General features: G+C 40.2%; 11 protein-coding genes. All 11 read right to left on the bottom strand.

The features are described 5' to 3' along the window. Positions 1-50 precede the first annotated feature (50 nt). A complete protein-coding gene (locus tag CSV61_RS03385) occupies positions 51-320 on the bottom strand; it encodes a stage V sporulation protein S (protein ID WP_083035493.1) in 270 nt (89 codons plus the stop codon). A gap of 92 nt (positions 321-412) precedes the next feature. Then, positions 413-1210: a TIGR00282 family metallophosphoesterase gene (locus CSV61_RS03380; protein WP_083035492.1), complete on the bottom strand. Its 798-nt coding sequence runs from the start codon at positions 1208-1210 to the stop codon at positions 413-415. 67 nt (positions 1211-1277) lie between these two features. Further along, the gene (rny, locus tag CSV61_RS03375) at positions 1278-2837 is read right to left on the bottom strand and encodes a ribonuclease Y (protein WP_083035491.1); all 1560 of its coding nucleotides are present in this window, start codon (positions 2835-2837) and stop codon (positions 1278-1280) included. 534 nt (positions 2838-3371) lie between these two features. After that, positions 3372-4433 carry a recombinase RecA gene (gene recA, locus CSV61_RS03370; RefSeq protein WP_083035490.1) on the bottom strand — a complete coding sequence of 354 codons (1062 nt, stop codon included), beginning with the start codon at positions 4431-4433 and terminating at the stop codon, positions 3372-3374. 166 nt (positions 4434-4599) lie between these two features. Then, positions 4600-5856, bottom strand: coding sequence for a competence/damage-inducible protein A (locus tag CSV61_RS03365; RefSeq protein WP_099638099.1), 1257 nt, complete (start codon positions 5854-5856; stop codon positions 4600-4602). Between the two features lie 15 nt (positions 5857-5871). Then, positions 5872-6450, bottom strand: coding sequence for a CDP-diacylglycerol--glycerol-3-phosphate 3-phosphatidyltransferase (gene pgsA, locus CSV61_RS03360; protein ID WP_099638098.1), 579 nt, complete (start codon positions 6448-6450; stop codon positions 5872-5874). A 74-nt stretch (positions 6451-6524) separates the two neighbouring features. Further along, positions 6525-7331, bottom strand: coding sequence for a helix-turn-helix domain-containing protein (locus tag CSV61_RS03355; protein WP_158233772.1), 807 nt, complete (start codon positions 7329-7331; stop codon positions 6525-6527). 27 nt (positions 7332-7358) lie between these two features. Then, positions 7359-8153 carry a DUF3388 domain-containing protein gene (locus CSV61_RS03350; protein WP_083035486.1) on the bottom strand — a complete coding sequence of 265 codons (795 nt, stop codon included), beginning with the start codon at positions 8151-8153 and terminating at the stop codon, positions 7359-7361. A 126-nt stretch (positions 8154-8279) separates the two neighbouring features. Beyond that, on the bottom strand, positions 8280-9008 hold the full coding sequence (ymfI, locus tag CSV61_RS03345; RefSeq protein WP_099638096.1) for an elongation factor P 5-aminopentanone reductase: 729 nt from the start codon (positions 9006-9008) through the stop codon (positions 8280-8282). Between the two features lie 2 nt (positions 9009-9010). Further along, positions 9011-10306, bottom strand: a complete 1296-nt coding sequence (yfmH, locus tag CSV61_RS03340; RefSeq protein ID WP_099638095.1) for an EF-P 5-aminopentanol modification-associated protein YfmH — start codon at positions 10304-10306, stop codon at positions 9011-9013. After that, on the bottom strand, positions 10303-11577 hold the full coding sequence (gene yfmF / locus CSV61_RS03335; protein ID WP_099638094.1) for an EF-P 5-aminopentanol modification-associated protein YfmF: 1275 nt from the start codon (positions 11575-11577) through the stop codon (positions 10303-10305). The genes yfmH and yfmF overlap by 4 nt, the downstream gene beginning before the upstream one ends. Positions 11578-11645: the final 68 nt, after the last annotated feature.

Here is an 11645-nt window from a genome sequence, read left to right as displayed (position 1 = left end):
TTTGTCATGAAAAAAAGACCACGAATGAAGTGCTCGTGGTCTCTTGTATTCTACTTGCGCTCTTTTTTTTCAATGAAAAGTTTGAGTGCCGTTCTAGCTTCCCCATTGATTTCAATATCGGTGAAGGCAGGCGCACAAATTAAGTCGCCTCCGCTTGGTGCTACGAATCCTCTTGCGATAGCAATTGCCTTCACTGCTTGATTTAATGCTCCAGCACCGACTGCCTGGATCTCGGCATAGCCTTGTTCACGAATAACTGCAACCAATGCTCCTGCTACTGAGTTCGGATTTGAGCGAGATGATACTTTTAAGGGACTCACGATATTTCCTCCTTATTTTGCAATGTCTATGGAAAGCGTATATTCCATACAACATCCTATGATAAGCAAGGAGGATTTAGACACCTAGATATTTAGTTTTTGAACGGATGATCTTCGTTGATTCGAATCCGCTCAATTTTAAGTGCCTTGCCTGTTTTGTCATCCAATTCTACAAACATACCGTTTAGCTGAGGTCTTCCACTTTTCGGTACCTCAAAGCGTGTTGGCAAGTTAGTATAGAAACGATATAATACATCTTCTTTTTTCATTCCTAAAATCTCATCATACGGGCCTGTCATTCCTGCATCTGTTAAATAGGCAGTCCCGCCTGGTAAAATTCGATCGTCAGCAGTTTGCACATGTGTATGTGTTCCTACGACAGCGGATACTTTCCCGTCTAAATGCCAGCCCATTGCAATCTTTTCACTTGTTGCTTCTGCATGAAAATCTACAAAGACTAACGGTGATGTTTGCAAGGCTTCTTCCACCAATTCATCTGCTTTTGCAAACGGATCATCATGTGGAGGCAAAAATGTGCGGCCGTGTAAATTAATCACAGAAAGAGTAACGCCATTTTTTGTTATCGATGTCATGCCTTTACCTGGTGCTTGTTCTGAGAAGTTAGCAGGACGAATCAAGTAATCCACTTCATCTATAAAATCATAAATCTCACGTTGATCCCAAGTATGGTTACCCATCGTGATAACATCTACTCCCGCATGCAATAAATCATGATAGATGGATTTTGTAATTCCTCTGCCTGAAGCTGCATTTTCACCATTTGCGATGATCACATCTGCTTGATATTTGCGTTTCAAACGCGATAAATAATCCATCACCATTTCTCTTCCCATTGATCCTACGATATCTCCAATAAATAGTACTTTCATTTACAATAACCTCTTTCCAAAATGAAAACAGCTTCCAAACGAACCGGAAGCTGTTTTGTGTTAGGTATTATTTTGCATACTCCACTGCGCGGGTCTCCCGTATGACCGTCACTTTGATATGCCCTGGATAGTTTAATTCTTCCTCGATTTGCTTTCGTATATCACGTGCTAAGCGATGTGCGGTAATATCATCGATCTGTTCAGGGCGAACAATAATTCGCACTTCCCGTCCTGCCTGAATGGCAAATGACTTCTCAACACCTTCGTATGATTCCGAAATTTCTTCAAGTTTTTGCAGACGTTTTATATAGTTTTCCAGTGTTTCACTACGAGCACCTGGTCTCGCTGCAGATAATGCATCTGCCGCTGCTACAAGTACTGCTATAACTGAAGTTGCTTCTTCATCACCGTGATGGGAAGCAATACTGTTAATGACAACTGGATGTTCTTTATACTTCACTGCTAATTCTTTACCAATTTGTACGTGACTACCTTCTACCTCATGGTCTATCGCTTTACCAATATCATGAAGTAAACCGGCACGTCTAGCAAGTGTAACGTCTTCTCCAAGCTCTGCTGCCAGTAAGCCAGTTAAATAGGCTACTTCGATAGAGTGTTTCAAGACGTTCTGTCCGTAACTCGTGCGGAAGTGCAAGCGACCAAGAATTTTGATCATATCTGGATGCAAGTTATGAACACCTACATCGAATGTAGTTTGTTCTCCCTTTTCTCGAATTAACTCGTCCACTTCTCTTCTGGATTTGTCGACCATTTCTTCGATACGTGCAGGGTGGATTCGTCCATCCTGAACTAATTTCTCCAGAGCCAATCTTGCTGTTTCTCTTCGAACTGGATCAAAACCAGAAAGAATGACAGCTTCCGGCGTATCGTCAATAATCAGATCAATTCCTGTAAGCGTTTCGAGTGTGCGAATATTTCGTCCTTCTCGACCAATGATGCGACCTTTCATCTCATCATTTGGTAAATTAACGACAGAGACTGTTGTTTCTGCCACATGATCTGCCGCAAATCGTTGCAATGCCAATGATAGGATTTCACGTGCTTTACGCTCGGATTCCTCTTTAGCTCTTTGCTCGGATTCTTTTGTCATGACAGCAATATCAGTAGCTAGCTCTTCTTCTACATCTTCCAAGATTATGCGCTTTGCTTCATCTCTTGTTAACGAAGAAATTCTTTCCAGTTCAGTCTTTTGTGTAGTAACGAGTTGTTCCGCTTTGCGTTCCATCTCTTCAATATGCTGTTGTCTTTCTAATAGCGCATCTTCTTTGCGCTCTAGACCTGCTTCTCTTTTATTGAGCGCATCATCCTTGCGATCAAGGTTTTCTTCACGCTGTAAGAGACGGTTTTCTTGTTTCTGTAATTCCGTCCTTCTCTCACGGACTTCTGTTTCTGCTTCAATCCGCAGTTCGTGAGTTTCATCTTTCGCTTCTAACAGTGCCTCTTTCTTCACTGACTCCGCTTCACGCTTCGCCTCTTCGACGAGTTGGTTGGCAGTATGCTTGGCACCAGTTACTTTTGAATCATTCACATTTTTCAATATAAAAAAGCTAACAACTGCACCGACGATGAGACTTAGCAAAACGGAGATGAGTATTTCAATACCCATTGAGGTCACCTCCTTCTGCTTATTCTTTTCTTTTCAGTCGGCTCGTATAATCAATTTTGCCACGGCGAATATATTCACTTTACTTGTTATCGGACTTTCCGATAATGTCCCGACGATCTGTGAAAACGCCGAAGGCTTAACTTAATCCAACGGGTAGTAGAAAACCTGTTGTTTCGGGACTAAATTTCTATTGATGTCACTACTTTTTACTTAATTTTTCATATTGCTGAATTAAGTTAAAATCAATATACCGCCAAAAACAATTGATTGGTTTGTTAAATATAGGACGTATATAATACGCCACTTTAATTGTATAGTTGTATTTTTATTGTGTCAAGGAATGATAGAGGAAAAATGATTCTACTGAAGCTTTTTGTTTGGTTTACTCGAGTATCCTCACTTTACACTTCACCTATTTATTCAATTGCAATTCTAGTTCCATGACAAGACAAAGAATGCCATACTTATGCAGGTTGGTTGTTTTAACTTTTTAAAAAAACCGCCAATTTGAATTGGCGGTTTTACATGAATAGCTTACTTCTCTTCTGAAAGTGTTAGTAAGTCATCAAGTTCATCTTCTTCATCATGTGCTGCGATTACGTAGTTTGTAGCATTTAAACCGTATGATTCACGGATCTTAGATGCAATTTCATCACGCATTTTCAAGTTTTCTTTCAAGAATTGCTTTGCGTTTTCACGGCCTTGTCCTAAACGCTCGCCTTCATAAGAATACCAAGCACCACTCTTTTGGACGACTTCTAACTCCGAGCCTAGATCGAGAATTTCGCCCTCTTTTGAAATTCCTTCACCATACATGATATCTACTTCCGCTGTACGGAATGGAGGGGCTACCTTATTTTTCACAACACGGATTCTTGTTTTGTTACCCATAATATCATTAGCTTGCTTAATCGCTTCACCTCTCCGTACTTCAAGACGAACAGAAGCATAGAACTTCAGTGCACGTCCACCAGGCGTTACTTCTGGATTACCAAACATGACGCCTACTTTTTCACGAATCTGGTTAATGAATACAGCAATAGTATTTGATTTATTAATTGCACCTGAAAGTTTACGCAACGCTTGAGACATCAAACGAGCTTGCAAACCAACATGTGCGTCTCCCATTTCGCCTTCAATTTCTGCCTTTGGAACAAGTGCTGCTACCGAGTCCACTACGACAATATCTACCGCGCCAGAACGAACGAGTGCTTCTGCGATTTCTAATGCTTGCTCACCCGTATCCGGCTGTGATAATAGTAAGTCATCGATATTAACACCTAATTTTTTTGCATAAACAGGGTCTAATGCGTGTTCCGCATCAATAAAAGCTGCGGTACCACCGCTTGCCTGCACTTCTGCAATTGCGTGCAACGAAACAGTCGTTTTACCAGAGCTTTCTGGTCCATATATTTCGATTACTCGTCCACGTGGATATCCGCCTATTCCTAATGCGGCATCCAAAGCCAATGAACCCGATGATGATGTATCAATTTGAAGATCTGTCTTTTCTCCCATTTTCATGACAGAACCTTTACCAAATTGTTTCTCTATTTGTTTTAATGCCATATCTAGTGCCGCTTTACGATTGCTCAATTATAATTCCTCCTCAAACTCTTTTTCTACTCTTAGTATACCTTTTTTCAACGTAATACACAAGAATTAAACGAACGGGTATTCGATAAACTGAGTGTAGAAATTAAAAAACAAGCACAAAAAGCGGGGATAAATTGATTTTTAATAGCTAATTCAAAGGCAAAATTCAATACTTCAGTTCTTTTTTCTCTTTCATTTTTTGAATGAGATAATGTAAAGCAAATTGAACGGAACGTTTACGATTTGAATTACGAGAACTTGATAGCTGTAACTTATAAGATGCTGTCTTCATACCTTCTGCTGCAATGCCGATCCAAACTGTACCAGGTGGCTGTCCATCATGCGGTTCAGGACCCGCTGCACCTGTCAAACTCACTCCAAATGTCGTGGTAAATCGTTCTTTCACACTTTCAGCCATAGCTTCAGCACATTCTGCACTGACAATCCCATGAAAATCAAGCAAGGAAGGCAATATACCTAATTGCTCGATTTTCATCTCTTTATTATACACTACTACGCCACCTTTTAGCGCATTGCCGATTCCTGCTTCTGAACCAAGTTCCGCCATAAACATTCCGGTAGTTAGACTTTCTGCCACAGAAATAGTCCAATCATTTTGCAGCAAAAGTTCAGTCGTTTTGGAAGCAAGCGTATCTTCATCTACACCATAGATAAACTCCCCAACAATAGAGCGTATTTCTTGTTCCACAGGTAATATCAATTTCTGTGCTTCTTCTTCTGTTTTCGCTTTTGCAGTAATGCGTAAATTGACCATGCCGGGTGAGGCCAATGGTGCAATTGTAGGGTTCGTTTGCTTCTCTAGAACGGACTGGATACGAACTTCTAATTCCGACTCACCGATTCCTTGCAACTTCAATACTTTAGAAGAAATTACATCTTGTTTCCCGTATACACCAAGTAAATATGGAATCGCTTCATCTTCGAACATGGGCTCCAATTCATGAGGCGGACCCGGCAATAAAATGTACTGTTTATTATTTTTACCTATCGCCATACCAGGTGCCATGCCATTTCGATTTGGCAATACTGTAGATCCTTTTAACACAAGAGCTTGCTGTTTATTATTTTCTGTCATCACTTTGCCGGCGTGAGTAAAATAATCTTCGATCGTCTTCATTGCATCTTCATCAGATACAAGCTCACAGTCCAGTTCAAGTGCAATGGTTTGTTTTGTCAGGTCATCTTTTGTTGGTCCAAGACCTCCACTAAAGATGAGGATATCCGCACGCTGCTGAGCTAATTGGATTGTTTGCGACAAACGTTTAGGATTATCGCCTACGACCGTATGACAATACACATCAATTCCCACTTCAGCCAATCTAGCTGATATGAACCTTGCGTTAGTATTGGTAATTTGCCCTAATAGAAGCTCGGATCCTACCGCAATTATTTCTGCTTTCATGAATACCGTTCCCCCTTACATGGACTCGACTAAAATTTTACGATTTTTAATGAAGTAATCAACACCTGACCAGACTGTAAACACTAATGCTATGTATAACATAATCGTTCCGAACGGAATACCCATCGCTTCGAAGAAAATATTATGCAATAAAAGAAATGTGATCGCTAGAATTTGCGCAACTGTTTTAATTTTACCTAACTGGTTGGCTGCTACTACTTCACCACCACCTGCTAAAATTAAACGTAATCCTGTAACTGCGAACTCTCTACTAATAATGATGATGACAATCCAGGCGGGAGCCGTCCCCAATTCCACTAATAAAATAAATGCAGCTGAAACTAATAATTTATCTGCTAACGGATCCAAAAACTTCCCCATATTTGTCACTAGGTTGTTTTTTCTTGCTAAATATCCATCTAACCAATCAGTTGTAGAAGCTATGATAAAGATGATTGCGCCCACCAAATGTTCAATAGGCATTTCAGTTCCACCTAACTGAATCATCCCCCATCCGAAATCCACTGCAAGAAACAGGATGAAAACAGGGATCATAAATACTCTGGAGAGCGTAATCTTATTTGGTAAATTCATTACATGTCCACCTTCCTAACAGCATATTCTATTTGTAAAGAATAAAATAGTCACCTTTTTAGATGACTATTTTTCTACGGTTTTTTTAATACGATATTTTGTGGGATCAGGTCTGTTGGGTAATCTATGCGTTGCCCATTAACGGACAACTCCGCGTTCTCGTAATTACCAACTCGTATTCTTAAACTTTCCGCATCGTTCGCTTCAATTTCAATAGTTTCACCTTCTTGAACTACTCGGGCACCGCTTGGTTCAGGCATCCGTTCTTTGCCATCTTGATCGGTTACTGAGATCCAAGACCTTCCTGTCGTTTTGACAATCAATGTAATTTCGTCAGTATCAGACAGTTTGAATGTAGACGTTTCACCCACAGTCGAAGCATGTTCAAATGGCTGCTTAGGTTTCTCGACTTCCACAGAACCTGGTTCATCCGTCATGACGGATGAACCAGGTTCTGTTGATTCCCGATCTAGAGCCGGATCTGTCGCTTTGTCTCGTAATAAAGTATAAACAATAACAAAAATCATGATGATAAATAGTGCAACAATTATTTTTGGCATCGCTTCTCTTAACTCATTATTCTGCTTTGAACTTGCACTTCGTTGCATGGTGGCTGGTACAGTCTTCTCTTGTTTCTCTTGCACTGCATCTTCGTACTCATCTTGATAAAGATTGAGTATTTCATCCGCGTCCAAGTCCACCGCTTCTGCATACTGTTTAATAAAAACACGAACGTAAAAGGCGCCAGGAATAACTTGAAATTCTTCATTTTCAATTGCCAACAGGTAACGTTGTTGAATTTTCGTACTGTCCTGCAAATCTTCTAGCGTCAATCCTTTTGAAATCCTCGCTTCTTTCAAACGAGCACCAATTCCGATCAAACTCAACACCCACCTAACTCATTTCGATCAATTAAACATATTGAACCCGCCCATAGGATTACGGTTGGACATAGGATCATTCTTTTCTAAAATGTCGTAAGTGATCTCTTGATCCACAGTTGTGCGTAATTCTATGATAATATCAAAGTCTTCAATTGTATATTCAGATTGCTTCACGAACATATCCGGATGCTCGACCACTTTAATGGTCGGCAAGCCCATGATTTCACGCACTAATTGCATATGACGTTCGTCAGAGGTTTTTCGCGTCACGATTCCATCAAGTATAAAGATGTTATCGTCTGAGAACTCATCACCCATCATACTCGTTCTAATCGTTTGTTTAATCATTGTAGACGACAAAAAGACCCATTTCTTATTGGCACAAACACTTGCTGCTACTACGGATTCCGTTTTGCCAACCCGCGGCATGCCGCGAACACCGATTAGCTTATGACCATCTTGTTTGAAAATCTCTGCTAAAAAGTCTACTAAAATTCCAAGCTCACTTCTTATGAACTGATACGTTCTTCGGTCATCAGTTCCGCGCTGAATATAGTGTCCATGACGAACAGCCAATACATCACGCAACTTAGGTTCTCTGATCTTATGGATCACAATTGCATCCATAGTAGATGCGATTAACTCGAAACGTTTAATTTGCTGATCATGATCGGTGTGAACGAGCATACCACGGTATCTGCCATCCACTCCATTAATGGTCACAATATCTACTCGCAACATACCCAGCAACGAAGCAATATCCCCTAGTAACCCAGGCCGATTGACTTGTAACTCATATTCGACATACCATTGTCCCATTCAACACACTCCTTCATAAAGCCACTTTTTTCAGCATAACAAGTATGCACTTAGTTCTATAATAGCGGATAACGAAAGCGAATTAAAGAAGAAAAGGACAACAGGCATTGTCCTTTTCTCAAGGCCTTACATATACCAACCACCATTGATTTGAATTATTTCACCTGTCATATAATCTGCTTTGCCGCTCAGCATGAATTCCACCATATTCGCTATTTCCTGCGGTGTTCCAACAGACAAAAGTGGAATTTGATCAAGTACCATCTGACGTTCCTCAGTAGAGAACTCCTGATTCATGCGGGTATCAATCCACCCGGGAGCAATCGCATTGACTCGTATGCCTGAATAGGCAGATTCCTTTGCATATGCTTTGACAAAGGCATGCTGAGCTCCCTTGACTGCCGAATACATTACCTCACCCGCAGCTCCCGCACTGCCCCATATCGATCCTATAAACGTAATATAAGAAACATCATGCTTGCGTAGCTTTTCAGATAACAGCGCAATTAACCGGGCTGGGTTTTGCATATGGACCTGCCACAATTCCGCCATGTCCATTTCACTTGTATCCGATAGCAGTTTTACGACTGCCTGACCATTGGCTACAACAATTGCTTGAACACTTTGAATGCTTGACGCTAATTGTTCTGCCGCTTGCTCCACTCTAAAATCAGCTTGCACACTACGGAAATGCTGGGTAGGGTATGTCTCTTCTAACTCCACACGCAATTGATTGAGCTGATTTTTATTGGTGTTATAATGCAAATACAAAGACCATCCCGCTTCAGCTAGTTGTTTACAGATCGCTTCTCCAATTCCTCCAGAAGCCCCTAAAACTAGAGCAAAACGCGTCATACTCATTGCGTTTTCGGTGGCAGTACTTTGAAGATTGTATAGCTACTGTCATCGGAGAATGTCGCAAATGCTTGTTTTAACTTATCCATCGATAAGTTTTCCAAAGTCGGTACGACATCAAATAAATTCATTTTGTTAAATTCATATCGTGTATATTGATTTGCGATAAATTCAATGGAGTTCAATGAACGCATAAATTGACCGATTTTTTTTCTACGCATTCTGTCCAAATCTTCTTCTTGTACCGGCCAATTGGTTTTCGCATCTTTAATCGTATGACGAATTAACTCTTCTAAGCGCTCTGGCTCGTCTGTATCAGAACCGACCATGGCAAAGCCGTAGCCTTCTTCCATAGAGAATTCATACGAGAAGGATTCATCAACTAAGCCTTCTGCATTCGCTTTTTCGTAAAATGCAGATGTACGACCGAATAGACTATCTAATACGAGATTTGCTGACAACTCTGTTTCAAGCATTTCTTGGCCCTGTAGATCGGTTTCATTACATTTCATACCGATATTCAATTTAGGTTTCGAAACATCCATTGTCAATGTACGTTCAGGCACATCCACTTTTTTGGATTCAGTAGGGAATTGACGTTCGATCTCTTCTGGTTTATCAAATGATTTCTTTGCTTGATCTTCTTTAACAAATGCCATCATTTCCTCTGGCTTCACTGCTCCAACAATAAACAATAGCATATTCGACGGGTGATAGAACGTCTCATAGCATGTATATAAATGTTCAGCCGTAATGTCCTGAATAGACTCGACAGTTCCCGCAATATCAATTTTCACTGGGTGGTTTTCATAAAGGTTTTCAATTGTTCCGAAATATAATCGCCAGTCAGGCTGGTCATCATACATTGTAATTTCCTGGGCAATGATCCCTTTTTCCTTATCCACAGTTTGCTTTGTAAAATATGGTTGTTGAACGAAGTCGAGTAGGACCTTTGTGTTTTCTTTTAGTTTATTAGTGGCAGAAAAAAGATATGCCGTTCTACCGAATGTTGTATACGCATTTGCAGAAGCGCCATTTAAACTAAATTTTTGGAATACATCGCCGTCTTCTTTCTCGAACATTTTGTGCTCAAGAAAGTGAGCAATACCATCAGGTACTGTGATGAATTCATCTTTGTCGTGCGGTTTAAATGTACGATCAATGGAGCCGTACTTCGTTGTAAACGTTACAAATGTTTTGGAAAATCCACGTTTCGGTAGAATAACAACTTTCAGTCCGTTATCTAGTGTTTCTGTATAAATCTTCTCTTGTAGTTGATCAAATTTTATTTCTTTCATTTGGAAACGTCCTCCTTACCTGACAACAAATACACAATTTCCAATTGAATTGTATTCGCCATTTCCTTTATGTCTTCCAATGTGACTGACTCCCACTTTTGGATCAATCGTTCAGCAGTGAAGCTCTCGTCTAACTCTTTATATTGATCATAAATCTCAATCTGACTGCGAGCTGAATCATTTGCACTCAAGATACTGTTTTCTAGAAGTGCGATCGTCTGACTCAACTCAACCTCTGTAATATCCCCATTTTGTAATGCTGTCAGTTGTTCAAGAATTAGCTTAACAGCTTTCTCTTCTAAATCTGCATCAATACCTGCCGTGACGTAGACGATCCCGTAATGCGAAGCAAATGCACTATTCGCATAGTATGCCATACTTTCTTTTTCTCGCACATTCATGAATAGTTTACTGTGTGCAAAACCACCGAAAACACCATTTGTTATTTGCATTTTGTGGTAATCGGGATGATGGAATGATACCGGTGTATGGAAACCAAGATGAAGTTTACCTTGTTTCATGTCTTGTTTTTCTCTAACTGTATTCACAGAACCTGACACGTTTACATCCGGCAAGTCATTTTGTTTCGCTGCATCTCTTGCTTCGAACGGTAAGAATTGCTTAATCTGCTCGATGATTTCCTTTTCATCTACATCGCCTACTACATAGATATCAATCAAATCATTATTGATCATATCTTCGTATGTAGCATAAAGACTTTCATTCGTAATTTCGGACACTGCAGCTTCGGTTCCGTAAGCCGAAATGGAGGCCGGATGATCTGGTCTCATAATTTCAAGCATACGTTTTTGTGCAAAGCGGGTTTTATCGTCATAAATAGATCGTATCCGATCACGGACATTACGCTTTTCTCTTTCTGTAACATCTGGATCAAATGCTTTATTCGTTACATTCGGATCAAATACTACAGAACGGATCAATTGCCATAACTGTTTAAAAATATCTTCCCCTACAAAAAACTCATCGTTCACACATTCCGTATAAAGCGAAACCATATGTTGAGAGCTTCTTTTCGAGACGTCCGTAAATAATACCGTACCGTACAACTCATCGAGCGCCTTGCGCATGGAACTCAATGTGGGATACTGCTTTGTTGAATCTTCCATCACGTTCGCCAATACAGTACGTTCGGAAGCTTTCTTCTGATCCAATGGCGCTTTCCACTTAATTGTCACGTTCACTGTTTTAAACTGTTCCGTTTTCCGTATATACAAATGAACTCCATTTTGTAATTTTGTTTTATTGAACATACAAACACCTCGTTTACCTTATTATATGTATTCCTAGTCTCACTATACATTTTAGCCTGTCATTTGGA

The sequence above is a fragment of the Sporosarcina sp. P3 genome (assembly GCF_002743415.1).
GTDB lineage: Bacteria > Bacillota > Bacilli > Bacillales_A > Planococcaceae > Sporosarcina > Sporosarcina ureae_A.
This window is presented reverse-complemented; position numbering and strand designations above follow the sequence as displayed.

Bases quoted from the DNA above. Each gene is read 5' to 3' on its own strand.
- yfmH (WP_099638095.1), bottom strand. From the start codon at position 10,306: ATGAAAGAAATAAAATTTGATCAACTACAAGAGAAGATTTATACAGAA.
- yfmF (WP_099638094.1), bottom strand. From the start codon at position 11,577: ATGTTCAATAAAACAAAATTACAAAATGGAGTTCATTTGTATATACGG.
- rny (WP_083035491.1), bottom strand. From the start codon at position 2,837: ATGGGTATTGAAATACTCATCTCCGTTTTGCTAAGTCTCATCGTCGGT.
- CSV61_RS03365 (WP_099638099.1), bottom strand. From the start codon at position 5,856: ATGAAAGCAGAAATAATTGCGGTAGGATCCGAGCTTCTATTAGGGCAA.
- pgsA (WP_099638098.1), bottom strand. From the start codon at position 6,450: ATGAATTTACCAAATAAGATTACGCTCTCCAGAGTATTTATGATCCCT.
- CSV61_RS03350 (WP_083035486.1), bottom strand. From the start codon at position 8,153: ATGGGACAATGGTATGTCGAATATGAGTTACAAGTCAATCGGCCTGGG.
- CSV61_RS03380 (WP_083035492.1), bottom strand. From the start codon at position 1,210: ATGAAAGTACTATTTATTGGAGATATCGTAGGATCAATGGGAAGAGAA.
- ymfI (WP_099638096.1), bottom strand. From the start codon at position 9,008: ATGACGCGTTTTGCTCTAGTTTTAGGGGCTTCTGGAGGAATTGGAGAA.